We start from the raw sequence: 12724 nt of genomic DNA, 5'->3' as shown, positions 1-12724 counted from the left end.
AAAAAAGAGGGCCTCCGCAGCGCGGAGGCCCAGGGTTCGAGCGCCGCTCGACGGGCGACTCGGGGAGGAAATACGCGGGCAATCCCGGTTCGGCTTCAGGCGGTCCGCGGGCGACTCCAGTCCACCGCCAGTTCGGGTTCGCGGAAGGCGAAGCGCTTCAGGTGGCTCTCGACCACCTTCTCCAGGCGTTCGAGCCCCTCGGGCTCCGCGGCTTCGGCGATCACCATCAAGGTCTCCGGGGCCGAGCGCAGGCGCACCTCGCCGGCCTCGAACCGGATATGGCCGCTGCGGGCGTCGAAGGCGGCCGGCGCGCGGTGGTCGAAGTGCTTGCAGAGCTGGACGAGGTAGCGGTGGGCGTGGGTGGTCGGAACCGTGGCGCTGGATCGCATCGCCTCAGCTCCGCTCGATCGCCGCGGCGGTGTCGTCGATCATGTTGACGATCCGGTCGAGCTCCTCGGGGGTGATGTCGCGCGCCATGCGGTTCTTGAGCGCCATGCCGAGGTTCATCATGGCCCGCGCCAGCCGCGGCCGGCCGGGACCCGCCTGGCGCGAGACGTCTTCCATGCGCTGCAGGACGCCGTCGATCATGGGGCGGTTGCGCTCGACCTCGGCCTTGCCGGCGTCGGTGATCTCGAACAGCTTGCGCCCGCCCTCGGGGTCGGCGGCCTGGCGGATCAGGCCCTCGTCCTCCAGCAGCGCCAGGGTCGGATAGACCACGCCGGGCGAGGGGCGGTAGGCGCCGCCCGTGCGGTCCTCCAGCTCTTTCATCAGCTCGTAGCCGTGGCGGGGCTGTTCCTCCAGGAGAGCCAGGACGACGAACCGCAGGTCGCCGTGCTCGAAGAACCGGCCGAACCGGCGGCGTCCGCGGCGTTCGTGCCGATCCGTGTCATGGCCCATCCGGCCGCCCCAGCCATGCCGTCCGCGGTGGAAACGCCCTTCGTAGAAGTGTCTGTGCATTTGTGTCTTAGACCCTATTTCGATATGTCTGATTGGCAGATATATCGAAACTGCGCCGGGCCGCAAGCGCTAATTTAGACTGTATCGAATTATGTCGGAATTTTCACGCGGGCGCAGTCAGCGCGACCGGCGCAGGCCCGCCATCATGATGCCGATCAGCCGCCGCGCGCTGGGCTCCCAGCCGGGCTGGTCGTAGCCGTAGGCGACGCCCATGAGCATCCGGGTGAGGTCGTCGGGGGTGACCGCGACGATGTCGCCGCTGGTGATCGCCGCCCCGGCCAGCCGGGCCATCGCGGCCGAGATCGCCGCGCCCGACGAGGCGTAGGCCGCCGCGCCCTCGCCGGGCGAGGCCTGCAGGGCCGGGGCGATCATCCGCTTGGTCGCCATGTAGTCCACGAGCAGGTGCAGCCAGGCCTCCAGCGCCTCGGCCGGCTGGCGCTCGGCCAGCAGGGTCTCGGCCGATCCCGAAAGCTGTTCCACCTCGCGCCGATAGACGGCCGCCAGCAGCGCCTCGCGGGTGGGGAAGTGGCGATAAAGCGTGCCGATGCCCACGCCGGCGCGCCGCGCGATCTCCTCCAGGGGCGCGTCGGCGCCGATTTCGCCGAACGCCGCCTTCGCGGCCTCCAGCAGCTGCTCGCGGTTGCGCAGGCTGTCGGCCCGCGGCTTTCGCACCCTGTTGGCTTCGACGCTCAACGATGCCCCCTTGCAAAACGGAGGCAACCTCCGCATATATCCGGAGGAGCCCTCCGCTTCATATAATGACGCGCCCGGCTTCCCCGCAACGATCTTTCCCGACGGAGCATGCGTCCATGAGCGGACCTTTCGGAGCCACCTCCACCACCGACGACGTCCTGGCCGGCGTCGACCTTTCCGGCAAGCGCGTGCTGGTCACCGGCGTCTCGGCCGGCCTGGGCGTCGAGACCGCCCGGGCGCTCGCCGCGCACGGCGCCCATGTGGTCGGCGCCGCGCGCGACCTCGACAAGGCCCGCCGCGCCACCGAGCCCGTGCGGGCGGCCGCCGCGAACGGCGGCGCGCTGGAGCTGGTGGAGCTCGACCTCGCCAATCTCGCCAGCGTGCGCGCCTGCGCCGACGCGCTGGTCGCCAAGGGCGAGCCCTTCGACCTGGTCATCGCCAACGCCGGCGTCATGGCCACGCCGCTCGGCAAGACCGCCGACGGCTTCGAGACCCAGTTCGGCACCAACCACCTGGGCCACTTCGTCTTCATCAACCGCCTGGCGTCCCTGCTGAAGGCGGGCTCGCGGGTGGTCTCCCTGGCCTCGGCCGGGCACCGCTTCTCCGACGTGGATCTCGACGACCCGGGCTTCGAGCGCACTGAGTACACCCCGTTCGGCGCCTACGGCCGGTCCAAGACCGCCAACGTCCTGTTCGCCGTCGAGTTCGACCGCCGCCACAAGGCGCGCGGCGTCCGGGCGACGGCGGTGCATCCCGGCGGCATCCAGACCGAGCTCGGCCGTCACATGACGCCGGAGGCGATGCAGCAGATGATCGACAGCGTCACCGCCGCCCGGGCGGCCGGCGGGCCCGCCTTCGAATGGAAGACCATCCCGCAGGGCGCGGCGACGTCCGTCTGGGCCGGCGTCGTCGCGGCGGCCGATGCGGTCGGCGGCCACTATTGCGAGGACTGCCATGTGGCCGAAGTCAGGGACGGGGACGACATGACGCGCGGCGGGGTTCGCTCCTACGCCATCGACCCCGACCGCGCCCAGGCCTTGTGGGCCAAGAGCGAGGAACTGGTCGGCGAGACGTTCTGAGGCGCGTCACCTTCGCCTCACCGTCACCCTCGCCCATGTGGCGAGGGTCCCTCTCCAAGCCGCATTGAGCTAGCGGCTGGCCCGTGGAACGACCGGCGCGCGCACGGTGGCGGATAGAGGGATCCCAGGCACAAGGCCCGGGATGACGGGAAGGGGCTCAGACGTCCTTCAGCACCTCGGCCAGCAGCTTGCCTTCGGCGGCGCGGTTCGAGCCCGCGCGCCAGGCGACCACGATCTCCCGGGCGGCGTGTTCGGCCTCGATCGGCCGGACGGCGACGTTCGGCACCTTGGCCAGCCCCGCCTCCACCGCCATCTGGGGCAGGAAGGTGACGCCCAGGCCCGAGCCCACCATCTGCACCAGCGTGGGCAGGGAGGTGGCCTCGAACGGCTCCTCGCCGAGGCCCAGGCGCGACGGCGTCAGGCGGCAGGCCGACAGCGCGTGCTCGCGCAGGCAGTGGCCGTCCTCCAGCAGGATCAGGTTCTCGCGCTCCAGCGCCTCGGGCGCCGCCGAGGCCGCGCTGGCCAGGGGGCTGTCGGCGGGCATGGCGGCCAGCAGCTCGTCGTCGGCCACGTGCGCCCATTCCAGCCCGGCGGTCTCGAAGGGCAGCGCGATCAGCGCCGCGTCCAGCCGCCCGGCCTTGAGCTGGGCGATCAACCGCTGGGTCAGGTCCTCGCGCAGGAACAGGCGCAGCTTCGGGTAGCGCTGGCGCAGCAGGGGCAGGGCGCCCGGAAGCAGGAACGGCGCGATGGTCGGGATCACCCCCAGCCGGAAGCGCCCGGTCAGCGGCTGGCCGGCGTTCTTGGCCGCCTCGACCAGTTCCTCGGCCTCGTTGAGGATCGCCGTGGCGCGCCGCAGCGCCTCCTCGCCCACCGGCGTCAGGATCACGCCGGTCCGCGCCCGGTCGACGACCGGCGCCCCCAGCGTCCGTTCCAGCTCCTGGATGCCGGCCGAGAGCGTCGGCTGAGTGACGTGCGCCGCCTCGGCCGCCTTGCCGAACGCGCCCTGTTCGGCGAGCAGCTTCAGGTACTGCAGCTGGCGGATCGTGGGCAGGAGCATCGTGTGGAATCCCGTCATCCCAGCCGATGGCGCGCCGGAGGTCCATTCCCGGGCGCGCGGGCCAAGCTTGGCCTTATATAGCTACGATCTATCCAAATTCAAAAAACTATCGATTTGAACTTTGATGGCGGCCACCCTATCTCCCCCTTACACGGCCGCGCAGCGGTCGATCCCGCAATTCATAGGAGATTCAATTATATGTTGGGTGTCGGAGAGACTCTGCCCGAATTCAAGATCGTCGGCGTGAAGCCGAAGTTCATGCGTCACGAAGAGCGTGGCGAGAGCGCCTTCGAGACGCTCACCAACGACAGCTTCGACGGCAAGTGGAAGGTCATCTTCTTCTATCCGAAGGACTTCACCTTCGTCTGCCCGACCGAGATCGCCGAGTTCGCCCGCCTCAACGGCGAGTTCGCCGACCGCGACGCGGTGGTCCTGGGCGGTTCGACCGACAACGAGCATTGCAAGCTCGGCTGGCGCCGCGAGCACCCGGACCTCAACGAACTGGCGATCTGGAACTTCGCCGACAACGGCGCGAACTTCGCCCGCGCGCTGGGCGTGTTCGACGAGGCTGAGGGCGCCGCCCTGCGCGCCACCTTCGTCGTCGATCCGCACAACGTGATCCAGCACGTCTATGTGACGAATCTCAATGTGGGCCGGAACCCGCAGGATACCCTGCGGGTGCTCGACGCCCTCCAGACCGACGAGCTCTGCCCGTGCAACCGAGCGGTTGGCGGGGAGACCCTCAAGGCCGCGTAAGCACACCAGCGGTTCTTAGGGTTCTTGTCCGGGAGACGCCGCCTTTCCCCCTGTGCGTCTCCCGGATTTTCTTCTTCCAGATCCGGAGATTTCCATGTCCCTCGACAGCCTGCGCGAGGCGCTGCCCGCCTATGCCAAGGACATCAGCCTCAACCTCTCCAGCCTCGCCAACGAGACGGTGCTTTCCGACCAGCAGAAGTGGGGCGCCTTCGTCGCCTCGGCCGCTGCGGTGGGCGTGCCGGCCGTGGTCCGCGCCGTGGAGGCCGCCGCCGACGCCGCCGGCCTGACGCCTGAGGCCAAGGACGCGGCCAAGGCGGCCGGCGCCATCATGGGCATGAACAACGTCTACTACCGCTCGCTGCACCTGCTCTCGAACGGCGAGTACAAGACCCTGCCGGCGCGGCTGCGCATGAACGTCCTGGCCAATCCGGGCGTCGACAAAGCGGACTTCGAGCTGTGGTCCACCGCCGTCTCGGCCGTGAACGGCTGCGGCATGTGCCTCGACGCCCACGAGAGCGAACTGAAGAAGCACGGCGTCACCGCCTCGCAGATCCAGACCGCCCTGCGCATCGCCGCGGTGGTCAACGCCGCCAGCCGGGTTATCGCCGCCGAGCAAGCCCTCGCGGCGTGAGACGGATGCTCCCCCTCAGGGGGAGCTGTCGGCGAAGCCGACTGAGGGGGTTCCGCCGCGGTCTTCTGAGCGGACCCCCTCCGGCGCTTCGCGCCACCTCCCCCGATGGGGGAGGACCTACGCCCCCAGCGCCGCCGCCAGCCGGGCCACGCCAGGGTCCATGGCGGCGACCGGAAAGCCGGTGAAGCCCAGGAGCAGTCCCGGGTGCGCCGGCGCCCGGTGGTGGAGGGGGCTGATGGCGCGGGCGATCACGCCCAGCGCCTGCGCCGACGCCTCGGCCTCGAGGTCGCAGCGGCCGTCCTTCAGATAGGCGATCAAGTGCATGCCCTGGTCGGGCGCGTCGGGCTCCAGCATGTGGCCCAGCCGCCGATCCAGCGCCGCGACCAGGGCGTCGCGCTGGGCCTTGTAGGCCAGACGCCGGCGGCGGATGTGGGCGGCGAACTGCCCGCTCTCCATGAAGTCCAGCACGATCGCCTGGGTGGGGGTCGGCGGCTGGCGGTCGGTCATCCGGCGGATCGCCGCGAGCGGCTCGGCCAGGGCCCTGGGCGCCACCATGTATCCGAGCCGCAGGCCCGGGAAGAGCGCCTTGTTCAGCGTGCCCACGTAGATCACCCGCTCGCCGCCATCCAGGCCCTGCAGGGACGCCAGCGGCTGGCCCGCGTAGCGGAACTCCGAGGCGTAGTCGTCCTCGACGATCCAGGCGCCGGCCTCCCGCGCCCAGGCGATCAGCTCCAGCCGCCGCGCCATGGAGAGCGCCACCCCCAGCGGGTACTGGTGCGACGGCGTCACGAACGCGGCCCTGGCCTCGGGCGCCGCCGCGACCCCGGCCGAAACCACCAGGCCCTGGCGGTCCACGGGCACGCCCACGGTCCGCGCGCCGGCCTGCTCCAGGGCGTGCCAGGTGGGCGCATAGCCCGGATCCTCCAGCCAGACCGCATCGCCGGGCTTCAGCAGCAGGCGCGCGGCCAGGTCCACGGCGTGCTGCGCGCCGGTGGTGATGATCACCTGGCCGGGCTCGCAGACCACGCCCCGGGCCGCGCGCAGATAGTCGGCCACCGCCGCACGCAGGCGCGGGTCGCCGGCGGGGTCCGAATAGCCGAAGTCGACGGGGCTCAGCGCCCGCAGGGCCCGCCGGGTCGACTTGCCCCAGGCATCCTGGGCGCGGGCGTCCATCAGGGTGCGGCCGTTGGAGAAGGTCTGCGCGTGCGGCGACAGGGGCGGCAGGCCCATCACCGCCTCCAGGGCCCGGGTCATCGGCGGGTCGGGCGCGGCCGCGACGGGCGCGGCCGGCGCCTGGGCCAGGTCGATCACGCCCGACAGGTCTGCAGAGACATAGGTGCCCGAGCCGTGCCGGCCCTCGGCGTAGCCTTCCGCCAGCAGCTGGTCGTAGGCCGCCACCACCGAGGCCCGCGCCACGCCCAGCCGCGTGGCCAGGTCGCGGCTGGAAGGCAGGCGGCCGCCCGGCTTCAGCGCGCCCTGGTGGATGGCGCCGCGCACCTGGTCGTAGACCTGCCGGATCACCGGCCCGTCCGGCTCGGGGCTGCGCCAGGGGTAGATGTCGGCCCAGCTCATGATGGCCCCAAGTGGTCTGTCCAGTTGTCCGCAAGTGGACCTGTTCAGCAGACCACAGATCGCGCAAGTCGCGAACCGAAAAAGAGGTCCGCCATGCCTGACGACGCCGCCTTCACCCCCACCGCCCGCTCGCGGGTGCGCCGCCGCCCGCAGCGCGGCCGCTACGACGAGGCCGCGGTCAACGCCGTCCTCGACGCCGGGGTCATGGCCCACGTCGGCTATGTCATCGACGGCCAGCCCTATGTGACGCCCACCGCCTTCTGGCGCGAGGGACGCCGGCTCTACTGGCACGGCGCCGCGGCCAGCCGGATGCTGAAGACCGTGGGCGCGGGCGTTCCGGTCTGCGTCACCGTCAGCTTCCTGGACGGCTTCGTGGTGGGCCGCTCCGGCTTCATCCATTCGCTCAACTACCGTTCGGTGATGGCGTTCGGCCGCGCCCGGCCGGTGGAGGACCTGGACGCCCGCCGCGCTGCCCTCGACGCCTTCATCGACCGGCTCTACGCCGGCCGCGCGCTCAAGCTGCGCCCCGCCACCGAGACCGAGCTCAAGCAGGTCGCCCTGGTCGAGATGGAGATCGAGGAGGCGTCCGCGAAGGTGCGCGACGGCGGGGTGTCCGACCTGGCCGAGGACGCCGGCTGGACGGCCTGGAGCGGCGTCTTCCCGGTCGAGACGCGCATCGGCGCGGCGATCCCGCAGCCCGGCATGCCCGGCGGCCCGCTGACGGCCGACCTCGCGCCCTACGCCGAGGGCGCGCGCCTCGACGACGCGCTGTCGGAAGCCGCCGGCGCGTTGATCGACGGCTAGGGTTTGCCGCCTTCCACGTAGGCCTTCAGGCGGTCGGCCTGCTGGGTGATCACCCCGTCCACGGCGGGCGCGAAGCCCACGATGAAGTCGCGCGCTCCGCCGACGTTGTAGGTTATGGTCAATTCGGTCCTGCCGTCCGCCGGCTTGAGCGCGAAGGTCAGCGCGCCCGAGACGCCCTCGTCCTGCAGCGGGCCGAACGCGCCGTCGATGCGCACGGTCTGACCCGGTATGACCAGCTCCACCACGCCGTGGCGCACCCCGCCGCCGCCGGGCAGCGCCTCGCAGAAGCAGGCGTTGGCCGTGAGCGGCATGGTCATGTTGGCGGCCTTGCCGGAGTAGGTGTGGTCGTCGCTCCACCACCGGCCCACCTCGCCCAGGGCGGCGTAGACCTTGGCCGGCGGAGCCGCCACCTGCCGCACGACCTTGAGCCGGAAGCCCTGCGCCCCCTTGTCGACCACCTCGGCGCGCGCCGCGCCCGCCATCGCCAAGGCCGCCAGCCCCGCCGCCATCCACCGCGTCATCGCCGCCTCCCAGGGTCAGGCCGGCTCGAAGCTTAGCGGGCCTCCCCAGAAAGTCTCCACGAGACTGTGCTGCGCGCCGGGCCTGCCGGTGGTCAGAAATCTGCGAACGGCGCCTGTGCCGGCGTCGAATTCGGGATGGCGCTCCAGGTAGCGCGCCAGGGCGTCGGCGGTGGCGTCGGGCTGGCGGATCAGCGGCGTGCCGGCCGGCAGGGCCGCCTGGAAGAGATCGGCGGTGATCTCATAGTGGGTGCAGCCCAGGATCGCCCGGTCGGGATGCCGCCCGATCCGCCGGGCCAGGGCCTTCACGTGGCCCTCGATCACGGCGGCCAGTTCGTCGCGCGGCGCGCCGGCCTCGATCATCCGGGCCAGCTCGGGGCAGGGCTCGGAGAAGACGGCCACGTCCTGCCGGCGCTTGTCGATCTCGATCTCGTAGACGCGGCTCGCCGCCGTGGCCGGCGTCGAGAAGACGCCCAGGATATCCAGCTTCTCCACCTTGTCGCCGCGCCGCTCGGCCTCGTGCTCCCAGGGCAGGCCGGTGGCCGCCTCGATCGTCGGCACCACGATGCCCAGCACGTTGACCGGCCGGCCCAGTTCGCGGCGGTAGCCCGGGAGCCAGGTCTGCTGCAGCCGGCGCAGGGCCACGCTGGCGGCGGTGTTGCAGGCCAGGACCACGAGGTCGCAACCGGCCTCGAACAGCCGCACGCAGCCGGCCTTGGTCAGTTCCACGATCTCCTCGCCGGACCGCCCGCCGTAGGGCGCGTTGGCCTGATCGGCCAGGTAGATGAAGTCCGCCTTCGCGAACCGGTCCACGAGCCGGCGATGGACGGTCAGTCCCCCCACCCCGGAATCGAACACGCCGATGCTCATGCGCCGGTGTTAGCGGGCGTCTTGGAGCCTGTCGACGCCGCCAGCGGCGCGCTTGCCGTGCAAGGCCGGTGCAGCGCCGTTCGTCGCGGCCGCCACAGGGTGACGCCCCGGTCGGATCATCCTAGACTCCGGACCTCCCCACGATCCTCTCCCGGAGTGCCCATGCGCCGGCGCACCTTCCTCGCCGCTTCCGCCGCCACGACCGCCGCGAGCCTGCTGCCCCAGGCGGCCGCGCTCGCCGAAGGGGCCAACCCCCTGCTCGCCCCCTGGACAGGCCCCTACGGCGGCGTTCCACCGTTCGACAAGGTGAGGGTGGCCGACTTCGCGGCGGCGGCCGAGGCGGCCATGGCGCAGGAACTGGCCGAGGTCGACGCCATCGCCGCGAATCCCGCGCCGCCGACCTTCGAGAACACCATCGGCGCCCTGGAACAGTCCGGGAAGACCGGCGACCGGGTCGCCACGATCTACTCGATCTGGAGCGGCACGCTGTCGACGCCCGAGGTGCGCGAGGCCGACAAGGCGCTGCGGCCCAAGTACGCCTTCCACCAGGACAAGATCCTGCAGAACGCCAAGCTGTTCCAGCGGGTCGACGCGGTCTACCAGGCCCGCGAGACGTCGGGCCTTTCGCCGGAGGCCCAGCGGCTGACCATGATCCGCTGGAACAACTTCGTCCGGAACGGCGCGCGGCTCGACGCCGACGCCAAGAAGCAGCTCGCGGCCATCAACTTCCAACTCGCCGCCTACTTCACGATCTTCAACCAGAACCTGCTCGCCGACGAGACCGACTACGTCCTCTACCTGAAGGAAGCCGACCTCGCCGGCCTGCCGGCCGACGTCCGCGGCGCCGCCGCCGAAGTGGCCAAGTCGAAGGGCCGCGCGGGCGAGTGGGCGGTGCTCAACACCCGCTCGTCGGTCGATCCGTTCCTCACCTATTCCGACCGCCGCGACCTGCGCGAGCAGGTCTGGAAGACGTTCTACAATCGCGGCGACAACGGCGATAAGCACGACAACAACGCCGTCATCCAGAAGATCCTCAAGCTGCGCGCCCAGCGCGCGGCGCTGCTGGGCTTCCCCACCCACGCCCACTGGCGGCTGGCCAACAACTCCATGGCCGGAACGCCCGAGGCCGCCATGGCGCTGATGATGCGCGTCTGGCCCTCGGCCATCGCCCGCGTCCACGAGGAAGTGGCCGAGATGCAGGCCATCGCCGACAAGGAAGGCGCCGGCGTGAAGATCGCGCCGTGGGACTATCGCTACTACGCCGAGAAGGTGCGCACCGCCCGCTACGCCCTCGATATGAACGAGGTGAAGCCGTACCTGCAGATGCACAAGCTGCGCGAGGGCATGCACTGGGCGGCCGGCCAGCTCTACGGCTTTTCGTTCCACCCGGTCACCGACGTGCCCGTCCAGCACCCCGACGTCACGGTCTGGGAGGTGCGGCGCGGGCCCGAACACGTGGGCCTCTGGTACTTCGATCCCTACGCGCGGGCCGGCAAGCGCTCGGGCGCCTGGATGCAGGCCTATCGCAACCAGCAGACCTACAAGGGCAAGGTCACCACCATCGTCTCCAACAACGCCAACTTCGTGAAGCCGGCGCCCGGCGATCCCGTCCTGATCTCGTGGGACGACGCCGAGACCATGTTCCACGAATTCGGCCACGCCCTGCATGGCCTGAACTCGGCGGTGACCTATCCCTCGCTCGCCGGCACCCAGGTGTTCCGCGACTACGTCGAGTTTCCCAGCCAGGTGAACGAGGCGTGGCTGCCGACCCACGAGGTGCTCAGCCGCTTCGCCGTCCACTACAAGACGGGCAAGCCGATCCCGCAGGCGCTGGTGGACAAGATCGCCAAGGCCCACACCTTCCGCCAGGGCTTCGACGTCACCGAATACCTCGCCTCGGCCCTGATCGACATGAAGCTGCACCTGGCCGGCGACGCCGACATCGACCCCGACGCGTTCGAGCGCGACGAACTGGCCAAGCTGGGCATGCCGTCCGAACTGCCGATGCGCCACCGCACCCCGCAGTTCCAGCACATCTTCGCCTCCGACAGCTATTCGGCCGGCTACTACTCCTACCTCTGGGCCGAGGTCATCGCGCTCGACGCCGTCGAGGCGTTCAAGCAGGCGCCGGGCGGGCTCTACGACAAGGCCATGGCCAGGAAGCTGCACGACGACATCATGAGCGTGGGCAACACCATCGACCCCGCCGTCGCCTATCGGAACTTCCGCGGGCGCGATCCGGACGTCGGGGCCTATCTCAGGGACAAGGGCTTCCCGGTGGCTTAGAGCCCTTCCCGTTCAAACGGAGCCGTTTGAGCGGGACAAAAGGGCTCTAGATCAAAAAGTTCCAGCGCGATCTGATCGCAAAGCCGGCTTCCACCTTTGCGGATCGCGCTTAGCGCCAGGCGCGGCCGGCTTCGACCGTGGCGGCGTCGCCGGCCAGCGCGCCGACCGAGCCGCGGTCGGTGCGGCACTCGGCGACGACGGCGCCGGCTTCGCGCCCGACGATCCGGCAGGTGACGTCCTGGCCGAAGCTGGCGGCCATCAGCGCGCCGCGCGAGGGCGGGGCGGTGGACACGCGGGTGACCGCGTCGGCGATCCGGACCGTCGCCCACGACGCGGGATCGGCGCCCAGGGCGACGCAGAGACGCTGCCCGTCCAGGACGGCGAGGACCGGGCCGTGGATCTCGGCGGCGTCGGCGGGCGCCTCACCGCCGCAGGTCGCGGCTTCGGCGACGCCGCCCAGCGCGAGCGCGCCGAGGGCGGCGACGAGGAAGGCGGCGGCGTTCTGACGGGCGGACATCGGATATCAAACGTGGCTTTGCGGGATTCGTTCGCGGTCCCGGGCCGTTCGCTGCAATTTCGCGGCCACGCACGCCGCCCGGAGCGCGTCAGGCGAACAGGTCCGCCTGGGCCGCGGCCGCCGCGCCCTCGATGGCCAGCAGCTTCAGCTTGGTGTTCACCCCGCCGCGCGCCGAGAAGCCGCCCGGCTTGCCGCCGGCCGCGGTCACCCGGTGGCAGGGCACGACGATCGGCCAGGGGTTCTTGCCCAGCGCCGCGCCGACGTCGCGGGCCAGCAGCTTGTCGCCCAGCTTCTCGGCGATCTGGCCGTAGGTGAGCGTCTCGCCCGGCGGGATGGCGCGGGCGATCTCATAGACCTTGGCGTGGAAGGCCGGCGTGCGCGAAAGGTCGAGCGGTGTGTCCTCGAAGGTCGCCTTCTCGCCGCGCATCAGCGCCCGGATGTTCTCGACCGTCGTGGCGAGCGCCACGGGGACCTCGGCCTCGGACGCCTCGGGGAATCGCCGCAGGAACCCGCGCCGCGCGGTCTCGGCGTCGCGCTCGGGCAGGTGGCAGGCCACGAGGCCCGCGTCGTTCCACGCGATCCCGGCGAAGCCGATGGCGGTGTCGAACAGGGCGTATTGGGTCATGGCGCGAAGATAGTGCGGTTCGCCGAAGGCCGCTGGCGGCTTTCGGACATCTTGATCCTCCCCTTCGGGGGAGGTGGCGCGAAGCGCCGGAGGGGGTCCGCCCAGAGCTCGCAGCCGCGATGCGCGCCGGTTTGAGTGGAACCCCCTCACCGGCTCCGCCGGAGCTCCCCCTGAGGGGGAGCATCGATGAGCGCTTCCTTGACCTAACCGCGCTCTCGGCGCATAAGCGCGCCCTTCCGGCGCCAACCTCGGTCAGCGCCCTCCACCGCTACGACCCCGATACCCATATCGGACGAGAGCGGCGAGGCCCCCCGTCCACGCAATCGTGCACGGGGGTCGACTGCGTTTGGGCCCTCTTG

14 protein-coding genes are annotated in these 12724 nt (G+C 70.9%); 5 read left to right on the top strand and 9 right to left on the bottom strand.

Translation table 11 applies throughout. From position 1 onward, the window contains the following. Positions 1–95: 95 nt before the first annotated feature. The 3 genes from GC203_RS08275 to GC203_RS08265 form a co-directional block, all read right to left on the bottom strand. Entirely contained in the window at positions 96–389 is a 294-nt protein-coding gene (locus GC203_RS08275; RefSeq protein ID WP_293453233.1) for a DUF2218 domain-containing protein, read from the bottom strand. 4 nt (positions 390–393) lie between these two features. Beyond that, complete coding sequence (locus GC203_RS08270) at positions 394–957, bottom strand: PadR family transcriptional regulator (RefSeq protein WP_293453231.1); 564 nt, start codon at positions 955–957, stop codon at positions 394–396. Between the two features lie 117 nt (positions 958–1074). Continuing rightward, positions 1075–1650, bottom strand: a complete 576-nt coding sequence (locus GC203_RS08265) for a TetR/AcrR family transcriptional regulator (RefSeq protein WP_293453229.1) — start codon at positions 1648–1650, stop codon at positions 1075–1077. 116 nt (positions 1651–1766) lie between these two features. Here GC203_RS08265 and GC203_RS08260 point away from each other — a divergent pair, with 116 nt between their 5' ends. Further along, positions 1767–2729, top strand: a complete 963-nt coding sequence (locus tag GC203_RS08260; protein WP_293453227.1) for an SDR family NAD(P)-dependent oxidoreductase — start codon at positions 1767–1769, stop codon at positions 2727–2729. Positions 2730–2886: 157 nt separating this feature from the next. On the opposite strand, the gene GC203_RS08255 is transcribed toward GC203_RS08260, so the two are convergent. After that, a complete protein-coding gene (locus GC203_RS08255) occupies positions 2887–3786 on the bottom strand; it encodes a hydrogen peroxide-inducible genes activator (RefSeq protein ID WP_293453225.1) in 900 nt (299 codons plus the stop codon). 198 nt (positions 3787–3984) lie between these two features. Between GC203_RS08255 and GC203_RS08250 the strand changes: the two genes are divergently transcribed. Continuing rightward, positions 3985–4542, top strand: a complete 558-nt coding sequence (locus GC203_RS08250; RefSeq protein WP_293453223.1) for a peroxiredoxin — start codon at positions 3985–3987, stop codon at positions 4540–4542. A gap of 94 nt (positions 4543–4636) precedes the next feature. Beyond that, positions 4637–5173: a carboxymuconolactone decarboxylase family protein gene (locus GC203_RS08245; protein WP_293453221.1), complete on the top strand. Its 537-nt coding sequence runs from the start codon at positions 4637–4639 to the stop codon at positions 5171–5173. Positions 5174–5290: 117 nt separating this feature from the next. Here GC203_RS08245 and GC203_RS08240 read toward each other — a convergent pair whose 3' ends face one another. Continuing rightward, a complete protein-coding gene (locus tag GC203_RS08240; RefSeq protein ID WP_293453219.1) occupies positions 5291–6745 on the bottom strand; it encodes a PLP-dependent aminotransferase family protein in 1455 nt (484 codons plus the stop codon). 93 nt (positions 6746–6838) lie between these two features. Here GC203_RS08240 and GC203_RS08235 point away from each other — a divergent pair, with 93 nt between their 5' ends. After that, a complete protein-coding gene (locus tag GC203_RS08235) occupies positions 6839–7549 on the top strand; it encodes a pyridoxamine 5'-phosphate oxidase family protein (RefSeq protein ID WP_293453217.1) in 711 nt (236 codons plus the stop codon). Here the strand turns inward: GC203_RS08235 and GC203_RS08230 are convergent. Both GC203_RS08230 and GC203_RS08225 read right to left on the bottom strand, forming a co-directional pair. Continuing rightward, entirely contained in the window at positions 7546–8070 is a 525-nt protein-coding gene (locus tag GC203_RS08230; RefSeq protein ID WP_293453215.1) for an SRPBCC family protein, read from the bottom strand. The two genes, GC203_RS08235 and GC203_RS08230, sit on opposite strands and share 4 nt — an antisense overlap. 15 nt (positions 8071–8085) lie before the next feature. Beyond that, positions 8086–8937 (bottom strand): aspartate/glutamate racemase family protein, encoded by an 852-nt coding sequence (locus GC203_RS08225; RefSeq protein WP_293453213.1) that lies wholly within the window; start codon positions 8935–8937, stop codon positions 8086–8088. A 162-nt stretch (positions 8938–9099) separates the two neighbouring features. Between GC203_RS08225 and GC203_RS08220 the strand changes: the two genes are divergently transcribed. Next, entirely contained in the window at positions 9100–11223 is a 2124-nt protein-coding gene (locus tag GC203_RS08220; RefSeq protein ID WP_293453211.1) for a M3 family metallopeptidase, read from the top strand. A gap of 109 nt (positions 11224–11332) precedes the next feature. Here the strand turns inward: GC203_RS08220 and GC203_RS08215 are convergent, their stop codons facing one another. Further along, positions 11333–11740: a hypothetical protein gene (locus GC203_RS08215; RefSeq protein ID WP_293453209.1), complete on the bottom strand. Its 408-nt coding sequence runs from the start codon at positions 11738–11740 to the stop codon at positions 11333–11335. A gap of 88 nt (positions 11741–11828) precedes the next feature. Beyond that, positions 11829–12365, bottom strand: coding sequence for a methylated-DNA--[protein]-cysteine S-methyltransferase (locus tag GC203_RS08210; protein ID WP_293453207.1), 537 nt, complete (start codon positions 12363–12365; stop codon positions 11829–11831). Positions 12366–12724 lie beyond the last annotated feature (359 nt).

This window comes from Phenylobacterium sp., assembly GCF_016124325.1.
In the GTDB taxonomy this organism is placed as follows: domain Bacteria; phylum Pseudomonadota; class Alphaproteobacteria; order Caulobacterales; family Caulobacteraceae; genus Phenylobacterium.
The sequence above is the reverse complement of the archived record's forward strand: the minus strand, read 5'-3'. Positions and strand labels throughout refer to the sequence as shown.

Bases quoted from the DNA above. Each gene is read 5' to 3' on its own strand.
- GC203_RS08275 (WP_293453233.1), bottom strand. From the start codon at position 389: ATGCGATCCAGCGCCACGGTTCCGACCACCCACGCCCACCGCTACCTC.
- GC203_RS08270 (WP_293453231.1), bottom strand. From the start codon at position 957: ATGCACAGACACTTCTACGAAGGGCGTTTCCACCGCGGACGGCATGGC.
- GC203_RS08260 (WP_293453227.1), top strand. From the start codon at position 1,767: ATGAGCGGACCTTTCGGAGCCACCTCCACCACCGACGACGTCCTGGCC.
- GC203_RS08255 (WP_293453225.1), bottom strand. From the start codon at position 3,786: ATGCTCCTGCCCACGATCCGCCAGCTGCAGTACCTGAAGCTGCTCGCC.
- GC203_RS08250 (WP_293453223.1), top strand. From the start codon at position 3,985: ATGTTGGGTGTCGGAGAGACTCTGCCCGAATTCAAGATCGTCGGCGTG.
- GC203_RS08245 (WP_293453221.1), top strand. From the start codon at position 4,637: ATGTCCCTCGACAGCCTGCGCGAGGCGCTGCCCGCCTATGCCAAGGAC.
- GC203_RS08240 (WP_293453219.1), bottom strand. From the start codon at position 6,745: ATGAGCTGGGCCGACATCTACCCCTGGCGCAGCCCCGAGCCGGACGGG.
- GC203_RS08235 (WP_293453217.1), top strand. From the start codon at position 6,839: ATGCCTGACGACGCCGCCTTCACCCCCACCGCCCGCTCGCGGGTGCGC.
- GC203_RS08230 (WP_293453215.1), bottom strand. From the start codon at position 8,070: ATGACGCGGTGGATGGCGGCGGGGCTGGCGGCCTTGGCGATGGCGGGC.
- GC203_RS08225 (WP_293453213.1), bottom strand. From the start codon at position 8,937: ATGAGCATCGGCGTGTTCGATTCCGGGGTGGGGGGACTGACCGTCCAT.
- GC203_RS08220 (WP_293453211.1), top strand. From the start codon at position 9,100: ATGCGCCGGCGCACCTTCCTCGCCGCTTCCGCCGCCACGACCGCCGCG.
- GC203_RS08215 (WP_293453209.1), bottom strand. From the start codon at position 11,740: ATGTCCGCCCGTCAGAACGCCGCCGCCTTCCTCGTCGCCGCCCTCGGC.
- GC203_RS08210 (WP_293453207.1), bottom strand. From the start codon at position 12,365: ATGACCCAATACGCCCTGTTCGACACCGCCATCGGCTTCGCCGGGATC.